The sequence below is a fragment of the Microbacterium sp. zg.Y1084 genome, assembly GCF_024623595.1.
GTDB lineage: Bacteria > Actinomycetota > Actinomycetes > Actinomycetales > Microbacteriaceae > Microbacterium > Microbacterium wangruii.
On sequence record NZ_JANJGV010000003.1, the window covers coordinates 495839 to 517353 of the forward strand.

Sequence of the window (21515 nt, forward strand, 5' to 3'; positions counted from 1 at the left end):
AACGTGGGGTGGCCGTGGCGGCGGGGGTTTGGGGCGTGTATCGGTTCCCGAACCGCCTGGTCGGTGGTCGCGGTACTCGTTCTCGCGCTCATGGTCGCGGTCACGGCGCTGATCTGGCTGGCGTGGGCGGCGAAGCGGATGCCGGCGGGGCAGGTCCTGGGCTGGACGCTGCTCGTGATCTTCGTGCCGGCCGTCGGCGCGATCGCCTGGCTCGTGGGCGACCTGCGCGCAGGGGCAGCGGCCCGCAGACGAAGCGAGCTTGCCGTCGCTCCGCCTGACCGGGGTCAGAGCGCAGCGGCCTTGCCGCGCAGCACTGCAGCCTCGCGCTCATTCGCAGTGAGCTTCGCCGCTGCCAGCAGCTCGGTTCGCGCTTCGTCGGCGCGACCCAGTCGTGCCAGCAGCTCGCCGCGCACGCTCGGCAGCAGGTGCGAACCGCGCAGGGCGCCCTCGGACCGCAGCTCGTCGACGATCCGCAGTGCCGTCGCCGGCCCGGTGGCCATCGACACCGCCACCGCGCGGTTGAGCGCGACGACCGGACTCGGGGCGACCCGCCCGAGGGCTTCGTAGAGCAGCACGATCCGCTCCCAGTCGGTCTCAGCGACGCTCGGCGCGACGGCGTGACACAGGGCGATCGCCGCCTGCAGCGCGTACGGGCCGCGGCCGCGGCCGGCGGCATCCGCCCGAGCCAGCGCCGCCGCGCCGCGGATGATCTGCGCGCGGTCCCACCGTGAGCGGTCCTGATCGGTGAGCAGCACCGGTGAGCCGTCACGGGCGGTGCGCGCGGCGAACCGCGACGACTGCAGCTCCATCAGCGCGACGAGGGCGTGGGCCTCCGGCTCGCGGGGGACCAGGCCCGCCAGCACCCGGCCGAGCCGCAGCGCCTCTGCCGCGAGCTCCTCACGCACCCACCGGTCGCCGCCGGTGGCCGCGTAGCCCTCGGTGTAGACGAGGTACACGACGCCGAGCACGCCGCGCAGGCGCTCGCGCCACTCGGAGGGTTCGGGTGTCTCGAACGGCACCCGTGCCGCAGCGAGCGTCTTCTTCGCCCTCGTGATGCGCGCCTGCACCGTCGGCACCGGCACCAGCAGCATCCGCGCGATCTCCTGCGTCGACAGCCCGCCCACGACGCGCAGAGTGAGCGCGATCTGCGAAGTGGGGGAGAGCACCGGGTGGCACGCGGTGAACACCAGTCGCAGCACGTCGTCGTCGATCGGCTCATCGGCCTCCGCGGGGGGTACGGCGAGAGCGGCTGTCGGGTCCGCGGCGATCGCACGGTAGCGCTCGTCGCGGGCGCTCCGCCGCCGCCAGGCGTCGATCACACGCCGACGGGCGACGGCGGTCAGCCACGCGCCGGGACGGCGCGGGATGCCGGCATCCGGCCATGTCTGCAGCGCCTCGACGAGCGCCTCCTGAGCGGCATCCTCCGCCAGTCCGATGTCGCCGGTGGTCTTGGCGAGCACCGCGATGATACGCGGTCCCTCGATGCGCCAGACGGCGTCGATCTCGCGCGCCGTGCGGTCCGTCATCATCTCACTCCCGGCCGCTCACGGCCCGTCGGCACCGGAGGGGATGCCCTCGCCGGCGGCGGTGTCCAGTTCACGGCGCCACTGCTTCTCCTTCTGGATGTACTCGTTGTCCTCGTAGGCGGCGAAGTCGGAGTCGTCGGTCATCCGCCGCACCTCGATCTTGTTGCCAGGGCCGAGCGGTGCGCGGCTGGCCCACTCCACGGCCTCCTCCTGCGTGCCGACCTGGATCGTCCAGAACCCGTTGAACAGCTCGTGGGTCTCTCCGTACGGGCCATCGGTGATGATCGGCTCGTCGGCGGTGAACTCCACGACGGCACCCTGCGCGGCATCCGTCAGACCATCGCCTCCGAGCAGCACACCGGCCTTCATCATGGACTCGTTGTAGGCGCCCATCGCGTTGATGACGGCCTCGAAGTCCATGTCCTCGTAACTCTGCTCAGAGCCGCTGTTGCGCATGATGAGCATGTACTTCGCCATGATGTTCCCCTTTTGTCTCGGCGGGAGCCCGAGCGGCCCCTCCACTATCGCGTCGAACGGGCGCGGGCGGAATCGACATCCTGCGTAGACTTCCGTGGTGGCCAAACTGTACTTCCGCTACGGGGCGATGAACTCCGGCAAGTCGACGGCTCTGCTGCAGGCGGCGTACAACTACGAGGAGCGCGGTCAGCACGTCCTGCTCGCGAAGCCCGCCATCGACACGAAGGGCGCGGGGGAGATCTCGAGCCGGCTGGGCATGACCCGGCCCGTGGACTTCCTCATCTCTCCGGATGCCGACCTGCGTGCGCTCTTCTCCGAGCACCGGGCGCGCGTGCGGGCGGAGGCGGCCGCGGCGCTCGTGCCGGACGGCCCCACCGACGTGGCGTGCCTGCTGGTGGACGAAGCGCAGTTCCTCACCCGTGAGCAGGTCGACGACCTGCTGCGGATCACGGTGGAGGAGGGTGTGCCGGTGCTGGCATATGGCATCCGCACCGACTTCCAGACGCGCGCGTTCCCCGGTTCGGCGAGACTCATGGAGCTGTCCCACTCGCTGGAGGAGCTCAAGACCATCTGCCGCTGCGGCCGCAAGGCGCTGTTCAACGCGCGCCTGGTGGGTGGGCGCTTCGTCTTCGACGGCGACCAGGTCGCCATCGACGAGCTCTCAGCCGACCGGGTCACCTACGAGTCGATGTGCGCGGAGTGCTATCTGCGTGCCTCCGGCGGTCGGCTCGACGGCTGACCTCGCGCATTGCGTGGGGTTGCATGGTCTGACCACTGCGACTATCGTGGTCGGGCCACGAAGGGGAGGACCTGCGCCGATGACGGACACCACGACGCCGCCCGCGCGCGCCTGGAAGACCGTGCTCGACAAGATCGAGACGGATCTGCTGGAGGGCCGGCTCGGCCCCGGCGATCGCCTTCCCTCGGAGCGCGACCTCGTCGCCCAGCTGGGCGTGGGGCGCTCCAGCGTCCGCGAGGCCTTGCGGGTCCTCGAGGTCATGGGGCTCATCCGCACGGGCACCGGCTCCGGACCGTCCGCCGGGGCGATCGTGATCTCCTCGCCCACCGGCGGCATGTCTGCCTTCCTGCGGCTGCAGGTGGCTGCGCAGGGCTTCCCCATCGATGACGTCGTCGCCACGCGCCTGTTCGTCGAGGAATGGGTGGTGGGGACCCTCGCCCACGTTGCCTCACCGGATCTCGCCACGGCACGTGCCACCGTCGAAGCGATGGATGCCGCACCCCTGCCGCCGACGGAGTTCCTGGCGCTCGACGCCCAGTTCCACTACGCCCTGGCCGCAGCATCGGGCAACACGGTGGTGGCGGCCACCATGGCAGGGCTGCGCTCGGCCATCGAGGGCTACACCGCAGAGGTCGCCGGCCGCGTAGCCGACTGGGATGCCGCCTCGGAGCGCCTGCGACACGAGCACCATGAGATCCTCGCCGCCATCGACGCCGGCGACGCCGAACGCGCACGCGCCCTCATCCCCCAGCACATCTCCGGGTACTACGTACCCTGATCGGAAGGACTCCCATGGTCCAGCGCCAGTTGCCCAAGCCCGCCGAACTGCTCGAGCTGATGCAGTTCAAGAAGCCCGAGTTCAACGCCACCAAGCGCCGCCTTGACAGTGCCCTGACCATCGGTGACCTGCGCAAGATCGCCAAGCGTCGCACGCCGAAGGCGGCGTTCGACTACACCGATGGCGCGGCCGAGGGTGAGCTGTCCCTGGCCCGAGCCCGTCAGGCCTTCGAGGACATCGAGTTCCACCCGGATGTGCTGCGTCCCGCCGAGCACGTCGACACGTCCGTCGAGATCCTGGGCGGACGCTCGGCGCTGCCCTTCGGTATCGCGCCCACCGGATTCACTCGACTGATGCAGACCGAGGGGGAGACCGCCGGCGCGGGTGCGGCGGCTGCCGCCGGCATCCCGTTCACGCTCTCCACGCTCGGGACGACGTCTATCGAGGACGTCAAGTCCACCAACCCGCACGGGCGCAACTGGTTCCAGCTCTACGTGATGCGCGACCGCGACATCTCGTACGGGCTGGCGAAGCGCGCGGCCGAAGCCGGATTCGACACGCTGATGTTCACCGTCGACACACCCATCGCCGGGGCGCGCCTGCGCGACAAGCGCAACGGGTTCTCGATCCCGCCGCAGCTGACGCTGGGTACGATCCTCAACGCGATTCCGCGGCCGTGGTGGTGGATCGACTTCCTCACCACCCCGAAGCTCGAGTTCGCGTCGCTGTCGACCACCGGCGGCACGGTCGGCGAGCTGCTGAACGCGGCGATGGACCCCACCATCAGCTACGACGATCTCGAGATCATCCGCGGCATCTGGCCCGGCAAGATCGTCATCAAGGGCGTGCAGAACGTCGCGGACAGCAAGCGGCTGATCGACCTCGGCGTCGACGGCATCATCCTCTCCAACCACGGCGGCCGTCAGCTGGACCGTGCCCCGATCCCGTTCCACCTGCTGCCGCAGGTCGTGCGCGAGGTCGGCAAGGATGCCACCGTGATGGTCGACACGGGCATCATGAACGGTGCCGACATCGTGGCGTCGATGGCGCTCGGGGCGAAGTTCACCCTTATCGGCCGCGCCTACCTGTACGGCCTGATGGCGGGCGGCCGGGCGGGTGTCGACCGGACTATCGAGATCCTCCGCACCGAGATCGAGCGGACGATGGCGCTGCTGGGCGTCTCGAGCATCGAGGAACTCGAGCCGCGTCACGTCACGCAGCTGCAGCGGCTCACGCCGGTGGGCCAGCCGACGCGTGCGGTGCGCCCGCAGCAGGTGCCCGCGCGGGGCTGACGCGCCGCTCGTCGCCCGCGCCGGGGCTTCCGCGCGTGCGCGGCCGCCGCGCGCGCCGCGCGCGCCGCGCCTCGTCGCGCGCCTCGACGCGCGCTTCGACGCGCGCTTCGAGTGTCGCGAACGGTGGGTTGCGGTGCGGGGTACCCGCCCTTTGCGACACCGGAGCGGCGCGGGCGAGCGTGGCGTGGGCGCGCGGCGGGGAGCGCGCGGGGTCGTCGCGCGCTTCGAGTGTCGCGAACGGTGGGTTTGCGGTGCGGGATACCCGCCCTTTGCGACACCGGAGCGGCGCGGGGGAGCGTGGCGTGGGCGCGCGGGGCATCGCGCGCTTCGAGTGTCGCGAACGGTGGGTCGAGGCGCGGGGAACCCGCCCTTCGTGACACCGGAGCGGCGCGGGGGGCCGCGAGGCGGCGCGGGGGAGCGGCGCGGGGGGCCGCGAGGCGGGCGCCGCGCGCGCAGCGGGGGAACTAAACCCGGACGGGAAGGGTGGGGATGAGGCCCTCGAGGTACGTGGCGGTGTCCTCCCAGCCCTCGACGGCGTGGCAGGCGACGCCCATGGCCAGCACGGGGTAGTCGTTGCCGTCCGGGTCGAGGCGGTCGCCCACGAAGAGCATGTCGTCCAGGTCGATGCCGGTCTGCTCCGACAGCTGTCGCATGCCGTACGCCTTGTCGATGCCGCGGTGGGTGATGTCCACGGAGGTGGATCCGCCCGAGCGCACCTCGAGGTCGGGAACGCGGGCAGCGACCGCCTCGCGCAGGGCGTTCTTCTTCTCGCCGGTGGGGTCCCACGCGACCTTGGCATCCAGGGGCGCGGTCTGACCGAGGGCGGAGAAGGTGATCTGCGAGCCGCGGTCCTCGAGGATGTCTCCCCAGGTCTCGGTCTCCCACAGGCCCAGACGCCGCGCCTCTTCCTCCACCGCAGCCATCGCGCGAGTCTTCTCGTCGTCGGTGAGGCTGTGCGCATAGACGGTCTCGATGCCGGCCGCGGACAGGCGGTAGTACTGCGTGCCGCAGGTGGGCATGAGGTGCAGAGACCCCAGCACCTCGGCAGATGTCGGCGGGAGGTTCTCCACGACCTGCGAGCGGAACTGCTGCAGCTGACCGCCGGAGATGATGGCCACCTCGACGCGGCGCGCGAGCTCGACGAGCAGTTCGCCGATGCGGGGGTCGATCGCGCTCTTGGAGGGTGCCAGGGTGTCGTCGAGATCGAACGCGACGAGGCGGGGGATCGGCATGATGGCTCCTCGGTGTTGCGTGGCCGTTCTACACGAAGGGCCCCACCTCGCGGTGGAGCCCTTCTGCTGTCGGGGTGACAGGATTTGAACCTGCGGCCTCGTCGTCCCGAACGACGCGCGCTACCAAGCTGCGCCACACCCCGTGGCAACCCTCCTAGCCTACCCGATCAGAGGCGATGCTCCGAACCGGCGTGCATCGCGGGCGCGCCGCGCACACGGCCTTCCGGCGGTCATGCCCGCGGGACGAGCGTGAGCAGCGACGCCTCCGGCCGGCATCCGAAGCGCACGGGGGCGTAGATCGAGTGGCCGATGCCCGCGCTCACGTTCAGCGGCACGGTGCGCGCGGCAGCGGTCCAGGAGCTGAGCCCGCGTGCCTGTCGCAGCGGGATGTCGCAGTTGGCCACCAGCGCGGCGGGCGAGCCGGGGATGCGCACCTGCCCGCCGTGGGTGTGCCCGGCGATGAGCAGGTCCGCCCCGCGGGCGGTGAAGTCGTCGAGGACCCGCCGGTAGGGGGCGTGGGTGACCCCGAGGTCGAGGTCGGCCCGCGGCATCCCCACGAGCGCGGCATCGACCGCGTCGAGGTCGTCCCAGTCACGGTGTGCATCGCTCACGCCGAAGGCGCGGATGCCGATGCCCCCGGCATCCAGCGTCGTCGCGGTGTTGTTGAGGTCCGCCCAGCCGAGCTCGTCGGTGAAGAACGCGTCGAGCGCGTCGGTGTCGAGGCGCTCGGGGCTGCGCGGCTTGTCGGACGGCCCCATGAAATAGCGCAGCGGGTTGCGTGGGCTCGGGGCGGCCAGGTCGTTGGAGCCGTGCACGAAGACACCCGGGATGCCGGCGAAGGGAGCAAAGGCTTCGCGGACGCCGCGCAGCCCGTCGATGTGACCCAGGTTGTCACCGGTGTTGACCACGAGGTCCGGCTGCAGGTCGATCAGCGACGCGATCCAGCGCTGCTTGCGCCGCTGCCAGGGCGCCATGTGCGCGTCGGAGACGTGCAGCACGCGCAGTGGGCGGGTTCCCGGGGGGAGCACAGCGAGCTCGTGCCGCCGCACCGTGTACAGGTGCCGTTCGATGCCGATGCCCCACACGGCTGCGGCGGCGCCCAGCGCCCCCACCGCCGCGAAGGCGGTGAGGGCGCTGCGCGGGGCGCTGCCCCGGTCAGCCACAGATCAGAGTGATCTGCGCGGAGCGACCGGTGACCGTTCCCGCCGCCGGGTCGGTGCCGGTGACCTTGGGCTGGCTGGGCGGACGCGCGTCTTCGTCGTCGTCATCGTCGCCGGGCGGAGTCGGCGCGGGACAGGGCGTGATGGCCGTGAACCCGGCGCTGCGCAGGGCGTCGCGGGCCTTGTCCGCGCTCATCCCCGCCACGGTCGGCACGGCGATCCCCTGACCATTGCTGGGGCGGATCGTCACGGTCGTGCCACCGGGAACCCGGCCGGGGCCGGGATCCTGCACGGTGACGGTGCCGGCGGGCTCGACGCCGTCGACAGGGTCGCCGACGATGACGCTGAACCCGGCATCCTGGATGACGTCGGTGGCCTGCTCAACCGTGAGACCGACGACATTCGGCAGGTCGGCGTACACGCGCCGGGACAGGTTCGCGTCGGGACCGGGGAACTGGTCGCCGCCGTACTTGGCGTTCGCTGCGCGCTGCAGCTCCGGCCAGATCGCGTGACGCATGCGCCACAGCGGGTACCCGTTGGCCCACAGCCTGTTCAGCTCGGACTCGCCGATGACGTTGCCGACCCACACGGCGCTGGCGACCTTCGTCGAGCTGCCGATCATCCACGTCTGGAACTGCTGGTGGATACCGGTCTTGCCGATGAGGGGCACGCCGTCGAAGGTGCGCGACGGTGTCGCGGAGCCGTTCGCCAGCACGTTCTGCAGGACGTAGGCGGCGGTGTTCGCCACCGACTCATCGAGCACGCGCGAGCAGGTGGTTTCCGGCAGCGGAAGCTCCTCGCCCTTGGAGTTGGTGATCCTGTCGATGACCTTCGGCTGGCAGTAGATGCCGCCCGAGGCGATGGTCGCGTACACGCCGGCCATGTCGATCGGGGCGATGTTCATCGAGCCGAGGATCGAGTACGGCGCGTTGAGGTCAGGGTAGGAGGCGTCGGCCTCATACGTCTTGTGGCCGTCGGCGAGCGTCACTCCGAGGCGGTCCGCCACCTTGTTCACGTCGCAGACCGTCAGCTTCTCGGCCATGGCGAAGAATCCGCTGTTGAGGGAGTCCGCGGTGAACTGGAAGGGGGTAGCGGTGTAGCCGCGCGAGTCTTCGAAGTTGCCGATCCGCACGCCGTCGACCGGCTGCACGCCCTGGCCGCACCCGCGGTCGATGTTGAACGTGCGCACACGGCCGTTGAGGACCTCGTTGATCGAGTGGCCCTTCTCGAGCCAGTCCAGCAGCGTGAACACCTTGTAGGTGGATCCGACGTTGAAGCCGTTGGATCCACCGTTGGCCTTGCGGGTGTTGAAGTTGATCGACGAGAACGACCGGTCGGCCTCCAGCTGCGCGGCCGACTGCGAATAGCGCGTGTTCTGCACCATCGAGAGCACGCGCCCGGTGCCCACCTCGATCTGCACACCGGTCGAGCCGAGCTCGATGCCCTCCATCGTGGCGGGGACGATCGAGATCGCCTCCTCGGCGGGAATCTGCAGCCCGAGGTCCAGAGTCGTATAGATGCGGTAGCCGCCGCGCCGCAGGTTCTGCTTGCGCTCGTCGGGCGTCTCACCGAAGACGGGGTCGTTCTCGACCGTGGTGCGCACCAGGTCGCAGAAGTAGGCCGAGCCGCCGGCCATCTGGCAACCCTGGTCGGTGGGGGTGATGTTCGGCGTGATCGGCTCCGCGGAGGCAGCCGCGTGCTCTTCCTTGGTGATCTTGCCGTCGGCCAGCATGCGGTCGAGGACGTAATCGCGACGATTCAGCGTCTTGGCGTAGCCGTTCGCCTCACCGTTCGTCTCGCTGTCCGGACGATCGATGCGGTAGCCGTTGGGTTCCTGCACCATCCCGGCGAGGGTCGCAGCCTGGCTCAGCGAGAGGTTCGCGGCATCCACGCCGAAGTAGTACTTCGCCGCGGCGCCGATGCCGTAGTTCTGGCCGCCGAAGTTGACGATGTTGAGGTAGCCGAGAAGGATCTCGTCCTTCGTGTAGCTCTTCTCGAGCTGGATCGCGTAGCGCATCTCCTGGAGCTTGCGCTGCAGGCCGCCCTCGGAGACGTCGGAGTTGGTCGCCTCCCAGTAGCAGGCGTCACGTTCCTCGTCGGATGCCGCATCCTCTTCGCAACGCTGCACGAGGATGTTCTTGACGTACTGCTGGCTGATCGACGAGCCACCGCGGCTCGAGGTGCCGCGGACGTTGGCGAGCACCGCGCTCATCGTGCCGGCGAGGTCGACCCCGCCGTGGCGGTAGAAGTTCTTGTCCTCACTGGACAGCACCGCGTCATAGACGAGGGGGCTGATCTGGTCGAACTCGAGCGGCACGCGGTTCTGGTCGTAGAAACGCGCGAGCAGCTGCGGCTGGTCGTTCACCGTGGCGTAGATCTCCGTGGCCTCCATGAGGTCGTCGATCTCGAGATAGCTCGGCATGTTGTCGAACATCGAGATCGCGTTGCTCGCGGCGTAACCGGAGACGGCGATCGCGGGGGTGACCGTGGCGGTGACGAGGATGCCTGCGACGGTGCTGAGTCCGACCAGTCCCAGGAGTCCGCCGAGCACGCCGCTGGCTGTCCGTTTCTTGTGGGGCATAGGCTTGATGCTAGGCCAGAACCCTGGGGAAAGTCCCGACAGGACACCCGTGCGTCGTGACGCCCGGACGAGTGAGGGACCGCCCCACGACCGAGACACGGAGCCCCGATGACCACGTGGGAATACCTCACCACCCCCCTGCTGATCCACAACACCGCCGCCATCCTCAACAACTGGGGCAAGCAGGGGTGGGAGCTGGTGCAGGTGGTGACCGGGCCCGAAGGCGGGCTCGTCGCCTATCTGAAGCGGCCCGTCGGCGGCGGGTCCGACAACGCCGGGCTGGGCGCCGCAGCGCAGGCAGCCCGACAGTTCGAAGGAGAGGGCGCATGAGCGTCTCCGCGCGTCTGAGTGAACTCGGCATCGAGCTTCCCTCGGTGGTGCCCCCGGTCGCGGCATACGTCCCCGCGAAGGTTCACGGAGACCTGGTGTACACGGCAGGGCAGCTCCCGATGGTGTCGGGCGCTCTGCCGGCGACCGGAAAGGTCGGCGACGGCCACGGCCTGGTGCCGGCAGCGGATGCCGCCGCCTACGCGCGGCAGTGCGCGCTCAACGCGGTGGCGGCCGCCGCGGCCGCCGCGGGCGGTGTGGACCGGCTCACGGGAGTGCTGAAGGTCACCGCGTTCGTGGCATCCGTGCCGGAGTTCACCGGTCAGCCCGGCGTCGTCAACGGCGCCAGCGAGGTGCTCGGCGAGATCTTCGGCGACGCCGGACGGCACGCCCGCTCCGCTGTCGGGGTTCCGGTGCTGCCGCTGGACAGCCCGGTCGAGGTCGAGGTCGTCTTCACCCTCGCCTGAGGGGCGCCGGGTGGCCCTGCTGCGGGCGGGTGGGTACGCCGCCCCGGGCGCAGGCAGAATCCCCGGGACAGGACGTTTCGGCATGAATTGTCCTGTCCCGGGGATTTCTCCTGTGTGCGGAAGGTCGTCGCTCAGACCGCCATGGGGGTGCGACGGCGCAGCACGGATGCCACGGTGAAGAGGACCGCGCCGCCGACCAGCAGGCCGAGGCCGGCTGCCGCCGGCGGGGTGACCGCACCGCCGGTCACCGCGAGCTGGTCGCGCTGCGCGGTCACCGCGAGCTCGTCGCGCTGCACGGTGACGTCCGAGATCAGCACGATGCCCAGGTCGCGGTAGTCGAGGATGAGGTGGTGCGCGCCGCTGGGCACAGCACCCAGGTCGAACGAGCCGGTGACGGTGCCGCGGTCCCACTGCACTGTTCCGATCGCCACCGGTGTGGAGCGCATGTTGCCGATGATGTTCGAGCGGGAATCCTGCATCTTCTTGACGAAGTTCGTCATGACGTCGAAGGCCTCGTTGCGCCTGTTGCTGAGGCTCTGCAGGCGGAGCATGTCCATCTGCTGGCTGTTGGCGGCGGAGTCCATCTCGGTCATCAGCACCACGCGGAGGGCCTCCGCGTGCGGCCGTGCGTTCGCGGCGGTCGCATCGATGAACGGATGCACGGCGCCGCTGGCTTTCGCGGCGGCGACGGCGGCGGCGAAGGCGCGGTCGGTCGGTGAGGCCAGATATGCGTTCAGGGCGTTCAGGGCCTCGTTCATCAGGCCGATCCTCTGGTTGCGTGCCTGCACGTCCGTGATCTGTGCGGCCAGCTGCTGTTCGAGTTGCGTGGCGCGCTGCGACTGCACCATCATCAGTGCCGTCTCGAGATCGATCGACGCGATGTTGATCCCGGCGAGCGAGACCGAACCGGCGCCCGACCCCATCGCCGCGAGCACGGGGGCCTGCGCCTGCTGGAGCGGGGCCGCCTGCGATGCCGGTACCTGCCAGGCGAGGCCGAGGACCTGGCCCGCATCGTTGACCAGCGGGACGGTGTCGTTCGGCGTTGCCGTCAGGGCGAGCAGTTGGTCCAGGCCGCCTTCGGAGATGTCGCTGAGCGCCGCGCCCAGAGTGGAGGCACCGCCCATAGCCAGTGGTGCGGGGGACGACGGCGGATCAGGCGTGGGGGCGGGAGCAGGGGCGGGCGCGGGCGCCGGAGCCGGGGCGGGCGCGGGCGCCGGAGCCGGAGCCGGGGCGGGCGTCGGATCCGGCGTCGGAGCCGGGGTGGGCGTCGGACTCGGGTCGGGCGTCGGTGTGGGCACCGGCGTCGGGGTCGGGGTCGGGGTCGGGGCCGGGCCCTGTGCTGCCAGCGCGAAGGTGCGATCGACGGTCAGCGCAGCGGGGCCGGAGTCGCCGCGCGGCAGTGCGAACGGCGGGTTCGCGGCGGGCTGGTCCGGCGCGAGGGCGTAACCGTGCGGGGGGATCAGCGAGACGCTGTAGTCGTCGGCCGAGGACGTCGGCAGGGTGCCGCCGGTGAACGAGCCGTCAGCGGCGAGCGGGATCCGCTGCACCGTGATGCCGCCGCTGGAGACGACCAGCACTGCGCCGCTGAGATCGCTCATCGGCTCGCCGTCCGCCGTGGCGGCGGCGGTCCCGGCGATCGTCCCGTAGTCGCCGCGGAAGGTGACGGCGACCGGATCCGGTGCGGCCAGCGCGAACTCTGTGCGCATCTTCGTCTGCTCGAGGTCGCCGGCGGCGCCGGGCCAGACGGCATCCACCACAGCCTGCGACGCGTCGCTCTCGACCTCGAGCAGCACCGCGCCGTCGGGGCCGGTCGTACCCTCGGCGAGGCCGGGGCCGTCGCCGTACGGGTCCCGCACGGTGACCTGCACGCCTGCGAGCGGAGCGGGGGAGGCTCCGTCGTCGATGCTGACGACGACGGTGACCGGATACGTGGTGCCGACGTCGGCGTGGGCCGCCGTCGGCACGGTCATCAGGACCAGCCCTGCGACGCTGATGATCGCCCCGGTGACTCGGGCTCGGGTGGCGAGGGGATGGGGGCGCGTCCGCGGTGACATGCACGGCCTTTCTGTGGTTTTAGGCCAAGTATGGACTCCGTACAAAGTTGAGCACAAATCAGCCCGGCGTACAGTGGATGCTCGAACCGAGGAGGCTGGATGCCCGAGGGATTGCGGGAGCGCAAGAGGCGCGCGTCGAGGCGCGCGATGGAACGCGCAGCAGTGGACATCGCCTACGCGGAGGGGGTGGCCGCGGTCACCGTGGAACGCGTCTGCGAAGCGGCGATGGTCTCGCGCAGCACGTTCTTCAACTACTTCTCCTCGCTGGAGCAGGCCATCTTCGGGTCGGCGCTCGATTACGATCCCGAACTCACGGAGCGCATCCTCGACCGGTACCCGGATGATCTCGTCCGTGCGGCGAGCCTCATCGTCATGGAGTCGGTACTCGGCCAGGCCGACGACGAGGTGACCAGTCGCCGATTCGCACTCTTCGCACGCGAACCGGGCACGACGAGCAGGGTCTCGTGGTCCAGCCATGAGAGCCGCGAGCGCCTCATCGCCGTCGTCGCGGACTGGCTCGACCGGCATCCGGAGCGTGCACGGCTCGCCGACGCCGACCATCAGACCGAGGCGCGTCTCACCGTGTCGTTCTCCATCATGCTCGGCGACGAGGTGCAGCGCTTCGCTCGGGAGGTCGACGGGGTCGTGCAGATCGACCCCGAGGCGTTCCGTACGGCACGGCACCGGATGGCGGCGATCAGCGCTCCGATCGACTGAGCGCCGCCGTCCGGCTCACTTCACCTGTGCGGAGATGACGCTCATGACCATGGTGTCGGCGAGCGTCGTGGTGTCGCCCACCTCGCGTCCTTCGGCGACGTCACGCAGCAGGCGACGCATGATCTTGCCGGAGCGGGTCTTCGGCAGTTCGCCCACGATGTAGACGTCGCGGGGGCGGGCGATCGGGCCGATCTGCTCACCCACCCAGGCACGCAGGCTTCCGGCGAGGCCCTCGGGCGAATGCGCGGAGAGGTAGCTCTGCTTGATGATGACGAACGCGACCACCGCCTGGCCCGTGGTCTCGTCGGAGGCCCCGACGACGGCGGATTCGGCGACCGCCTCGTTGGCGACCAGCGCCGATTCGATCTCCGTCGTCGACAGGCGGTGCCCTGAGATGTTCATGACGTCGTCGACGCGGCCCATCAGCCACACGTCGCCGTCGTCGTCCAGGCGCGCGCCATCGCCGGCGAAGTAGTAGCCCTGCTTGCGGAACTTGTCCCAGTAGGTCTCCACGAACCGGTCCGGGTCGCCCCAGATGCCGCGCAGCATGCTCGGCCAGGGCTCGGTCACGACGAGCAGCCCCCCGTTGCCGTTGCCGACGTGGGCGCCGTCCTCGTCCACGACGTCGATGGAGATGCCCGGGAGGGCCACCTGCGCCGACCCCGGCTTGGTCTCGGTGACGCCCGGGAGGGCGGAGATCATGATCGCGCCGGTCTCGGTCTGCCACCAGGTGTCGACGATGGGGGCGGTCTTCCCACCGATCACCTTGCGGTACCACATCCACGCCTCGGGGTTGATGGGTTCGCCGACCGATCCCAGCAGCCGCAAAGACGAGAGATCGAACTGCTGGGGCACCGCACGCCCGATCTTCATGAACGACCGGATCGCCGTCGGCGCGGTGTAGAGGATGCTGACCTTGTACTTCTCCACCAGCTCCCACCACCGGCCGGGGTGCGGTGTGTCGGGGGTGCCTTCATAGAGCACCTGGGTCGTGCCATTGGCCAGCGGGCCGTATGCCACGTACGAGTGGCCGGTGACCCAGCCGATGTCGGCGGTGCACCAGAAGACGTCCTTCTCGGGGTGGATGTCGTGTACGACCCGGTGCGTGAAGGTGGCCTGCGTCAGGTAGCCGGCCGAGGTGTGGAGGATCCCCTTCGGCTTTCCGGTCGTGCCGGAGGTGTAGAGGATGAACAGCGGGTTCTCGGCGGGGAAGGGCTGCGCCTCGTGCTCGGCGGAGGCGCCGGCGACGACGTCGTGCCACCACAGGTCGCGTCCTTCGGTCCACTCCACGTCGTTGCCGCCGCGACGCACCACGAGCACGTGCTCGACGGTCTCCTGACGGCCCGAGCCGTTGCGGTCGGCCAGCGCCATGTCGACGGCGGGCTTGAGGGGCGAGACCTTGCCCTTGCGGTAGCCGCCGTCGGCGGTGATGACGAGCTTCGCACCCGCGTCGTCGATGCGGGCGCGAAGGCTGTCGGCGGAGAAACCGCCGAACACGACGGAGTGGATCGCGCCGACACGGGCGACGGCGAGCATGGCGGCGATGGCCTCGGGGATCATCGGCATGTAGATGGCGACACGGTCGCCGGCCTCGATGCCCAGCCCGGTCAGCACGTTGGCGAGGCGCTTGACCTCGTCGGTCAGTTCGCCGTAGGTCACACGGCGCTCGTCGCCGGGCTCACCCTCCCACAGCAGGGCGACGCGGTCGCCGTTGCCGGCCTCGACGTGCCGGTCGAGGCAGTTGTAGGCGACGTTCAGCTCGCCGTCGCCGAACCACCGTGCGAAGGGCGGATTGGTCCAGTCCAGCACCTCGGTGAAGGGGGTGTGCCAGTGCAGCAGCTCGCGGGCCTGGTCGGCCCAGAACCCCTCGCGGTCGGCGGCGGCCTGCCGGTACAGCTCGGCGGTCGCCACCGCGTCGGCGGCGAAGTCCGCCGGCGGGGCGAACCGCCGCGTCTCGTTCAGCAGGTGGTCGATCTGGCTGCTCATCTCGGCGCGCTCCTTTGCGGGTCGGCGTGACGGTTCGACCGTCATCCCGCGTCACTCTATTGACCGTCTCCGACAGGCGACTACCGCCGATAGTGGGTGCCGGTGCACGGAGGCGACAAACCGCCGCGCCCGGGTACGTGCCCTTTTGGTGACGCTCGATCGGCCGCGTAGAGTCGGGAACGGCCGAATTTCTGATTCTGGCGAATGCAACGCCCGTCCATTCCCCCCCCGGACGGGTTCGTTGTCCGGCGGCATCCCATCCCCCCCATGGGATGCCGCCACCTCTTTCACCCGGCCTCTCCCCAACCGCGGGGGATCGGCGTGTCTTCCACCGATCGCCCGATGAGACGATGCGGAGCGCGTGACGCGACTTAGCGTCGGGCCATGACCAGCGCGTTCGTCGTCCGATCCCGCCGCCCCGAGGCGGCAGTGGTCGAGGAGCGCGCCCCGCTGCCACTGCGAGCGCTGCCGGACGCCGCACGTCCCGTCCTCGCGGCGCCGATCGTGCCGAGCGTGCCGATCGCGCCGTTGTCGGCGTCCCCGGTCGGGGGAGGCGCCGGTGCGAATGCCGTCGTCCCACCGCCGCCGCCGGTCGCCGGGGTTCCCCGGCCGCGCCGGTCGACAGCGTCGCAGCCGCAGGTGACCCGAGCCGTGGCATCGCCGGCCCGTCGCCGGCTCCCCGCCGATGCCGCGCTGGCACCGCTCGTGCCCCACCTGGCAGACCCGGCCGTCACCGACCTGTTCGTCAACGGTGCGCACGGGCTGTTCGTCGACCGCGGTCGGGGCGCGGAGCGGGTGGCGGACTGGAGCGCCGAGGAACCCGAGGTGCGGGCGCTGGCGGTCGACCTCATCGCGCTCGGCGGACGTCATCTCGACGATGCGACGCCCTGCGTCGACGTCCGGCTCGACGGCGGGCTGCGGGTGCACGCCGTCCTCCCCCCGGTGTCGCGCGGCGGCACGATCATCTCGGTGCGCGCGCCCGCGGCCACGGTTCCCGACCTCGACGCGCTGCAGCAGCGCGGCATGTTCGATGCGCGCATGCGCGAACTGCTCGACGCGGTGGTCGACGAGCGGGTGAACGTGCTCATCACCGGCGCGACCGGCGCAGGCAAGACCACCCTGCTGGCAGCGATGCTCGACCGGGTGCCGCACGCGGAGCGCATCGTGACGATCGAGGACGTCGCGGAGCTCCGGTTGCGCCACCCGCACCACGTTCGGCTGGAAGCGCGCCAGCCCAACCTCGAAGGCGCCGGCGGGGTATCGCTGGCGCGCCTCGTGCGCGAAGCGCTGCGCATGCGGCCGGACCGGCTGGTGGTGGGGGAGTGCCGTGGCCAGGAGGTGCGTGAGTTGCTGACCGCGCTGAACACCGGCCACCACGGGGGAGCGGGAACGCTCCACGCCGGCAGCATGGGCGACGTCCCCGCCCGCCTCGAGGCCCTGGGCGCCCTGGCGGGGATGGACGAGCGCGCGATCGCGCGGCAGGCGGTCAGCGCACTCGGCTGCATCGTGCACGTCGGTCGCGGGCGCGACGGGGTGCGCAAGGTCACCGCGATAGCGCGTCCGGTGCTGGCCGGCAACGGGCTGTCGCTCGAGGCGGTGCCGCGATGATCTGGCGTCGTCGTCGTCGACCGACCATCGCCGATGAGGATGCCGCCGCGGCGACCGTGCTCCAGCTGGCGGTGCTGCTGCAGGCGGGCATCACCCCGCAGCGCGCGTGGCAGCACCTCGCGGCAGCCGGCGATCCGGTCGCGGCCGATGTCTGCGCACGGGTGGACGACGGTGCCGCACTTCCTGCGGCGATCGCTTCGGCGGGTGCGACCTGGCGGCATGTGGCCGATGCGTGGTCGGTGGCGACCGCCGTCGGTGCGCCGCTGGCAGTGAGCCTGCGGGCGGTCGCCGAGGCGCTGCGCGACGCGCAATCGGCTGCGGACGACGTGCGCGTCGCGCTCGCGGAGCCTGTCGCCACTGCGCGTCTCATCGCCTGGCTGCCTCTGGTCGCCGTCGCCCTCGGCGCCGCCCTCGGCTTCGACGCCGTCGGGGTCGTCTTCACGCAGCCGCTCGGGGCGGCCGCCGTCGTGGCGGGCTTGCTGCTCATGCTCGCGGCGCATCGGTGGACCGCACGGCTGGTCTCCCGTGCACAGGCGCCGCCCGGTGTCCCCGGCCTCGATGCGGAGCTGTTCGCCGTGGCACTCGCCGGCGGGGCATCGATCCCGCGCGCCCGGGAGCTGGTCACCGCCACCGGGATCGCCGCAGAGCCGGGGACCCACGCCGTGCTGGCCCTGTCGCGCACCGCGGGCGCTCCGGCCGTGGAACTGCTGCGCGCGGCCGCCGCGCATGCCCGCCACCGGTCCCGCGTCGACGGACGACTGCGGGCCGCGCGACTGTCGGCCCGGCTGCTGCTGCCGCTCGGCATCTGCACCCTGCCGGCCTTCCTGCTGCTCGGGGTCGCCCCGATGATCCTCGGCGTGCTGGCCGCCACGCCGCTCTCGCTCTGACCCGTGCCCGACCGACACCACATGACAAGGAGCATCATGACCCGAAGAACACCCGCCCCGATCCCCGTCCTCACACGCGGCCGCGCGGCGCGGCTGCTCGCCGACGAGACCGGCGCCGCGACAGCGGAGTACGCCGTCGCCACGATGGCCGCTGTCGCCTTCGCGGGCCTGCTGGTGGTGATCATGCGCTCCGACGAGGTGCGCGGCATCCTCACCGATCTCGTGCGCCGCGCACTCACGGTGGCCTGATGAACCGCCGCCGGTGGGACGACCGAGGCTCGGCCTCCGCCGAGCTCGCGGTCGCCCTGCCTGCGGTGGTCGTCGTCTGCGCTCTTCTGCTCGGGGCGCTCACGGCCGCGTCGCGTCAGGTGCGCCTCGAGCAGGGCGCGGCGCAGGGCGCACGGCTGGCGGCGCGGGGTGAGGGTGACGCACGCGTGCAGGATGCCGTGTCCCGCGCGGTCACCGGTGCCGCCGTGGCCATCGGCTCCGATGGCGACCTCGTATGCGTTACCGCCACCGCGCCGGCGGGCCTGCCCCTGCCGCTCGGTGAGCTGCGTGCGACCGCGTGCGCCGTGGGCGAGGCCCGCTGATGCCCGGGACGGTCGCCGTCGTCGGCGTGCTCGCATCCAGCATGCTGCTGGGCGCCTCGCTGCTGGCCGTCGGATCGGCCGCGGTGTGGAGTCAGCGACTGTCGGGCGCCGCCGACGCCGCCGCGCTCGCGGCCGCCGACGCGGCATCCGGTGCCGTCGCAGGCGTGCCGTGCGAGCGCGCCGCGCAGGTCGCCGCGACCGTGGGGGCACAGGTGCTCGCGTGCGAGCTCGACGGCCTGGTGGCCACCGTCACCCTGGGGGCGACGTACGGGGTCATGCCCGTTGCGGTGGCCGCTCGTGCAGGTCCGCCGTCGGCTCCGCCTCCCGTCGCGCCCTGACGCGCCGCGACCCCGCGGAGCAGGCGCGAGCGGAAGCGGTGGACCCGGCGGATCGACGTGACAGAGGGGTCGACGGGTGCTCTCGGCTTTCTCCAAGGGAGTGAAAAGCAGCGGTGCTTATCCTTTCGCACCGTTGAGTGAAGGCGCCGACCGTCCGCTGCGTCCGGTCGGCCTCGGGCGGTGCGGCGTGGGATGTCCGCCGCACTGCCACGCACGTTGGAAGGCAGTGATGAACCCGAACTTCTCTTTCCTTCGCGGCTTCCGCCGCCGCAAGCATGCCCTTCGCGCGTCCCTCGGCACGCTCGTCGCGGCCGCACTGGTCGTTGCGCCCGTGATCGCCGACCCCGCGCACGCGAAGGTGGATGACGCGGCCCCGGTGGGCGAGGCGCTGGCCGGCCCGAACACCGAGGTCACCTACATCGGCCACGGGGCGGGTCTGGACCTCAAGGGGTACCTGCCTCCGACGGACATCGTGCCCGACCCGCTGGCCGCGTATCCCGCTGGTCGGCCGGCAGGGTATGTCGACGAGTCGGCGTTCGCCGGTGTCCGCAAGGTCGCGTCCATCGACGACGAGTCGCTCATCGGCGAGACGTTCTGCATCAACCTGCGCATCATGACCGCGGTGGGCACCGGCTACGCGTCGGGGGCCTGGACGGAATCCAACGTCCCGAATCTCGGCTACGTCACCTACGTGCTCAACAACTATTACCCGTCGGTCGATGCGCCGGCCGGACTGACCCGCGACCAGCAGGCTGCGGCCGTGCAGTCGGCGATCTGGTACTTCACCGACGGCTTCGTGATGGGCACCAGCCCGTCCAAGGTGCGCGCGGCCACCGCGGCGATCGTCGAGGCCGCTCAGGCCAACGGCCCGGTGGTCGAGCCGCCGGCGCCCGACGTGGAGATCACTCCGGCGTCCGCATCGGCGGCTGAAGGGGCCTCGGCGGGTCCCTACGTGGTCACCGCCGAGGGCGTCGAGGCGGTCGACGCCGAGGGTGCCGCGATGGTCACCGTCAGCGTGCCGACCGGCTACACGATGTACGCCGACCCCGACGCCACCCTGTCGTTGGGGAGCTCGAACGAGGTTCCCTCTGGCACCTCCGTGTGGATCACCGGACCCGGTGTCACCGCCGCCGAAACCGTGCTGACCGCCCGGGCCGCCGTCGACGTGCAGTCGGGGGTCGCCTATCTCTACGACGGCAACAGCCCCAATCGCGACGACGCCCAGCCTCTGATCCTCGGCAAGACGACCGAGCTCGAGGCCATCGCGACCGCGACCGCGGAGTACTTCGCTGCAGGCGACCTCACGGTCAACAAACAGTACGCCGGCACCGCGGTGGGTCAGCAGGGCGCGGCCGAGCTGGTGATCGACTGCGGCGAGGGGTACGTCTTCACCCAGCAGATCCCCGCGGGCACCAGCACCAGGCAGACCTACACCTTCACCGGCATCCCGGTCGGCAACACCTGCACGGTGACCGAGCCCATCACCGGGGCGACCACCGAGGTGGGCGTCACCTCCGACGCTCCGCAGACGGGCGCGATGCTGCCCGAGGGCCTGGCGCTGACGGTCACCAACACGGTCGACCTCAACCCGGGCTCGCTCGACCTCGTGAAGGTCATCGCGGGCGGCGCAGCCGGCTCGCAGGACGAGGTGTCGGTGAGCATCATGTGCACCAGCGGCCTGCAGGACACCTTTGCGATCCCCGCGGGATCGGCGGCGGGTGAGTACGTGCGGTCGTACACGGACCTTCCCGCCGGGGACGAGTGCACCGTGACCGAGCTGGCGACGGGGTCGAACACCGTCGTGGAGGTGACCACGGACGCCCCGGTGACCGTGGGCATCGCGCCCGGTGCCGCCGTCGAGGCGCGCGTGACCAACACGGTCGAGTTCCGTCCCGGGGCTCTCACGCTGACCAAGACCGTGGCCGGTGACGCGGCCGGGTCGCAGTCGGAGATCCAGGTCGGCGTCATGTGCGACAGCGGGCTGGATGAGATCTTCACCATCCCCGCCGGCGCGGCGGTCGGTGACTACACGCAGAGGTACGAGCAGATCCCGGCCGGGTCGGAGTGCGTCATCACCGAGCTGGCATCGGGCTCCACCACCGAGGTGGAGGTCGTGCCCGGCGACCCGGTCACCGTGACGATCGAGCCGGGAGTGATCGCTGACGTCGAGCTCACCAACACGGTGACCTTCCGGCCGGGCTCGCTCCGCGTGGTCAAGGTCATCGACGGCACGGGAGCCGGCCTGCAGTCCGCCATCTCCCTGTCGGTGATGTGCGACAACGGGTGGGCGGAGACCTTCGACATCCCCGCCGGCTCGGCCGCCGGGGAGTACACGAAGACGTTCAGCGGACTGCCTGCCGGCACGGAGTGCACCGTCGCCGAGCGGGAGACGGGCGTCAACGACGCGGTGCGCATCGCCGCCGACGACCCCGTCACGGTGACGATCGCGCCGGGTGCCGAGACGGATGCCACGCTGACCAACACCGTGATGCGGCTGCAGAGCATCGCCGGCGGCCTCGCCATGTCGGGTGCCGACGCTCCGATGCCGCTGCTGGCGGCAGCGGCCGGTGTGATCGGCCTGGGAGTGCTGCTGATCGTAGCTGTGCGGGCGAACCGTCGCCAGGCATCCGGCGAGGAGTGATGCGACCGGATCGGGTGGGGGTGTGCACCGCGCGCCTCCACCCGATGGCGGGTCAGGGCTGACCGGGGAGCGCGGAGAGGAGAGAGTCCTCACCGCTGAGCGTACTCAGGTTCTG

Annotated in this window: 19 protein-coding genes and 1 tRNA gene; 12 read left to right on the top strand and 8 right to left on the bottom strand. The window is 70.9% G+C overall.

Annotated elements, in window-relative coordinates:
* Nucleotides 1–284: 284 nt before the first annotated feature.
* Both NQ165_RS06925 and NQ165_RS06930 read right to left on the bottom strand, forming a co-directional pair.
* Nucleotides 285–1526, bottom strand: coding sequence for an RNA polymerase sigma factor (locus tag NQ165_RS06925; RefSeq protein ID WP_257525896.1), 1242 nt, complete (start codon nucleotides 1524–1526; stop codon nucleotides 285–287).
* Nucleotides 1527–1544: 18 nt separating this feature from the next.
* Nucleotides 1545–2003: a YciI family protein gene (locus NQ165_RS06930; protein ID WP_257525895.1), complete on the bottom strand. Its 459-nt coding sequence runs from the start codon at nucleotides 2001–2003 to the stop codon at nucleotides 1545–1547.
* A 97-nt stretch (nucleotides 2004–2100) separates the two neighbouring features.
* Between NQ165_RS06930 and NQ165_RS06935 the strand changes: the two genes are divergently transcribed.
* The 3 genes from NQ165_RS06935 to NQ165_RS06945 all read left to right on the top strand — a co-directional run bounded on the left by NQ165_RS06935 (nucleotide 2101) and on the right by NQ165_RS06945 (nucleotide 4812).
* Entirely contained in the window at nucleotides 2101–2742 is a 642-nt protein-coding gene (locus NQ165_RS06935; RefSeq protein WP_257525894.1) for a thymidine kinase, read from the top strand.
* Nucleotides 2743–2821: 79 nt separating this feature from the next.
* On the top strand, nucleotides 2822–3520 hold the full coding sequence (locus NQ165_RS06940) for a FadR/GntR family transcriptional regulator (RefSeq protein WP_257532164.1): 699 nt from the start codon (nucleotides 2822–2824) through the stop codon (nucleotides 3518–3520).
* A gap of 14 nt (nucleotides 3521–3534) precedes the next feature.
* Nucleotides 3535–4812: an alpha-hydroxy acid oxidase gene (locus NQ165_RS06945; RefSeq protein WP_257525890.1), complete on the top strand. Its 1278-nt coding sequence runs from the start codon at nucleotides 3535–3537 to the stop codon at nucleotides 4810–4812.
* A 464-nt stretch (nucleotides 4813–5276) separates the two neighbouring features.
* Here NQ165_RS06945 and NQ165_RS06950 read toward each other — a convergent pair whose 3' ends face one another.
* The 4 genes from NQ165_RS06950 to NQ165_RS06965 all read right to left on the bottom strand — a co-directional run bounded on the left by NQ165_RS06950 (nucleotide 5277) and on the right by NQ165_RS06965 (nucleotide 9785).
* A complete protein-coding gene (locus tag NQ165_RS06950; RefSeq protein ID WP_257532167.1) occupies nucleotides 5277–6044 on the bottom strand; it encodes an HAD-IIB family hydrolase in 768 nt (255 codons plus the stop codon).
* A gap of 69 nt (nucleotides 6045–6113) precedes the next feature.
* Nucleotides 6114–6187, bottom strand: a tRNA-Pro gene (locus NQ165_RS06955).
* An 87-nt stretch (nucleotides 6188–6274) separates the two neighbouring features.
* Nucleotides 6275–7207 carry a metallophosphoesterase gene (locus NQ165_RS06960; protein ID WP_257532169.1) on the bottom strand — a complete coding sequence of 311 codons (933 nt, stop codon included), beginning with the start codon at nucleotides 7205–7207 and terminating at the stop codon, nucleotides 6275–6277.
* Nucleotides 7200–9785 carry a transglycosylase domain-containing protein gene (locus NQ165_RS06965; protein ID WP_257525887.1) on the bottom strand — a complete coding sequence of 862 codons (2586 nt, stop codon included), beginning with the start codon at nucleotides 9783–9785 and terminating at the stop codon, nucleotides 7200–7202. The genes NQ165_RS06960 and NQ165_RS06965 overlap by 8 nt, the downstream gene beginning before the upstream one ends.
* Nucleotides 9786–9893: 108 nt before the next feature.
* Here NQ165_RS06965 and NQ165_RS06970 point away from each other — a divergent pair, with 108 nt between their 5' ends.
* Both NQ165_RS06970 and NQ165_RS06975 read left to right on the top strand, forming a co-directional pair.
* Nucleotides 9894–10115 carry a DUF4177 domain-containing protein gene (locus NQ165_RS06970; protein WP_257525886.1) on the top strand — a complete coding sequence of 74 codons (222 nt, stop codon included), beginning with the start codon at nucleotides 9894–9896 and terminating at the stop codon, nucleotides 10113–10115.
* Nucleotides 10112–10579, top strand: coding sequence for a RidA family protein (locus NQ165_RS06975; protein WP_257525885.1), 468 nt, complete (start codon nucleotides 10112–10114; stop codon nucleotides 10577–10579). The genes NQ165_RS06970 and NQ165_RS06975 overlap by 4 nt, the downstream gene beginning before the upstream one ends.
* 131 nt (nucleotides 10580–10710) lie before the next feature.
* Here the strand turns inward: NQ165_RS06975 and NQ165_RS06980 are convergent, their stop codons facing one another.
* The gene (locus NQ165_RS06980) at nucleotides 10711–12549 is read right to left on the bottom strand and encodes a hypothetical protein (RefSeq protein ID WP_257532412.1); all 1839 of its coding nucleotides are present in this window, start codon (nucleotides 12547–12549) and stop codon (nucleotides 10711–10713) included.
* Between the two features lie 231 nt (nucleotides 12550–12780).
* On the opposite strand from NQ165_RS06980, the gene NQ165_RS06985 reads away from it, so the two are divergent.
* A complete protein-coding gene (locus NQ165_RS06985; RefSeq protein WP_257525884.1) occupies nucleotides 12781–13350 on the top strand; it encodes a TetR/AcrR family transcriptional regulator in 570 nt (189 codons plus the stop codon).
* 15 nt (nucleotides 13351–13365) lie between these two features.
* Here the strand turns inward: NQ165_RS06985 and acs are convergent, their stop codons facing one another.
* Nucleotides 13366–15336, bottom strand: coding sequence for an acetate--CoA ligase (gene acs, locus NQ165_RS06990; protein ID WP_257525883.1), 1971 nt, complete (start codon nucleotides 15334–15336; stop codon nucleotides 13366–13368).
* Nucleotides 15337–15975: 639 nt separating this feature from the next.
* On the opposite strand from acs, the gene NQ165_RS06995 reads away from it, so the two are divergent.
* The 6 genes from NQ165_RS06995 to NQ165_RS07020 all read left to right on the top strand — a co-directional run bounded on the left by NQ165_RS06995 (nucleotide 15976) and on the right by NQ165_RS07020 (nucleotide 21400).
* The gene (locus NQ165_RS06995; protein WP_374679335.1) at nucleotides 15976–16944 is read left to right on the top strand and encodes a TadA family conjugal transfer-associated ATPase; all 969 of its coding nucleotides are present in this window, start codon (nucleotides 15976–15978) and stop codon (nucleotides 16942–16944) included.
* Complete coding sequence (locus tag NQ165_RS07000; RefSeq protein WP_257532171.1) at nucleotides 16941–17831, top strand: type II secretion system F family protein; 891 nt, start codon at nucleotides 16941–16943, stop codon at nucleotides 17829–17831. Before NQ165_RS06995 ends, NQ165_RS07000 begins: the two co-directional genes overlap by 4 nt.
* A gap of 36 nt (nucleotides 17832–17867) precedes the next feature.
* Complete coding sequence (locus NQ165_RS07005) at nucleotides 17868–18080, top strand: DUF4244 domain-containing protein (protein WP_257532173.1); 213 nt, start codon at nucleotides 17868–17870, stop codon at nucleotides 18078–18080.
* The gene (locus NQ165_RS07010; RefSeq protein ID WP_257532175.1) at nucleotides 18080–18421 is read left to right on the top strand and encodes a TadE family type IV pilus minor pilin; all 342 of its coding nucleotides are present in this window, start codon (nucleotides 18080–18082) and stop codon (nucleotides 18419–18421) included. The genes NQ165_RS07005 and NQ165_RS07010 overlap by 1 nt, the downstream gene beginning before the upstream one ends.
* Nucleotides 18421–18759, top strand: coding sequence for an Rv3654c family TadE-like protein (locus NQ165_RS07015; protein ID WP_257532177.1), 339 nt, complete (start codon nucleotides 18421–18423; stop codon nucleotides 18757–18759). The genes NQ165_RS07010 and NQ165_RS07015 overlap by 1 nt, the downstream gene beginning before the upstream one ends.
* 229 nt (nucleotides 18760–18988) lie before the next feature.
* A complete protein-coding gene (locus NQ165_RS07020) occupies nucleotides 18989–21400 on the top strand; it encodes a thioester domain-containing protein (protein WP_257532179.1) in 2412 nt (803 codons plus the stop codon).
* Nucleotides 21401–21515 lie beyond the last annotated feature (115 nt).

Excerpts from the sequence above, each read along its gene's own strand:
- NQ165_RS06925 (WP_257525896.1), bottom strand. The coding sequence starts at position 1,526 with ATGACGGACCGCACGGCGCGCGAGATCGACGCCGTCTGGCGCATCGAG.
- NQ165_RS06930 (WP_257525895.1), bottom strand. The coding sequence starts at position 2,003 with ATGGCGAAGTACATGCTCATCATGCGCAACAGCGGCTCTGAGCAGAGT.
- NQ165_RS06940 (WP_257532164.1), top strand. The coding sequence starts at position 2,822 with ATGACGGACACCACGACGCCGCCCGCGCGCGCCTGGAAGACCGTGCTC.
- NQ165_RS06945 (WP_257525890.1), top strand. The coding sequence starts at position 3,535 with ATGGTCCAGCGCCAGTTGCCCAAGCCCGCCGAACTGCTCGAGCTGATG.
- NQ165_RS06950 (WP_257532167.1), bottom strand. The coding sequence starts at position 6,044 with ATGCCGATCCCCCGCCTCGTCGCGTTCGATCTCGACGACACCCTGGCA.
- NQ165_RS06965 (WP_257525887.1), bottom strand. The coding sequence starts at position 9,785 with ATGCCCCACAAGAAACGGACAGCCAGCGGCGTGCTCGGCGGACTCCTG.
- NQ165_RS06970 (WP_257525886.1), top strand. The coding sequence starts at position 9,894 with ATGACCACGTGGGAATACCTCACCACCCCCCTGCTGATCCACAACACC.
- NQ165_RS06975 (WP_257525885.1), top strand. The coding sequence starts at position 10,112 with ATGAGCGTCTCCGCGCGTCTGAGTGAACTCGGCATCGAGCTTCCCTCG.
- NQ165_RS06980 (WP_257532412.1), bottom strand. The coding sequence starts at position 12,549 with ATGACCGTGCCGACGGCGGCCCACGCCGACGTCGGCACCACGTATCCG.
- NQ165_RS06985 (WP_257525884.1), top strand. The coding sequence starts at position 12,781 with ATGGAACGCGCAGCAGTGGACATCGCCTACGCGGAGGGGGTGGCCGCG.
- acs (WP_257525883.1), bottom strand. The coding sequence starts at position 15,336 with ATGAGCAGCCAGATCGACCACCTGCTGAACGAGACGCGGCGGTTCGCC.
- NQ165_RS07000 (WP_257532171.1), top strand. The coding sequence starts at position 16,941 with ATGATCTGGCGTCGTCGTCGTCGACCGACCATCGCCGATGAGGATGCC.
- NQ165_RS07005 (WP_257532173.1), top strand. The coding sequence starts at position 17,868 with ATGACCCGAAGAACACCCGCCCCGATCCCCGTCCTCACACGCGGCCGC.
- NQ165_RS07010 (WP_257532175.1), top strand. The coding sequence starts at position 18,080 with ATGAACCGCCGCCGGTGGGACGACCGAGGCTCGGCCTCCGCCGAGCTC.
- NQ165_RS07015 (WP_257532177.1), top strand. The coding sequence starts at position 18,421 with ATGCCCGGGACGGTCGCCGTCGTCGGCGTGCTCGCATCCAGCATGCTG.
- NQ165_RS07020 (WP_257532179.1), top strand. The coding sequence starts at position 18,989 with ATGAACCCGAACTTCTCTTTCCTTCGCGGCTTCCGCCGCCGCAAGCAT.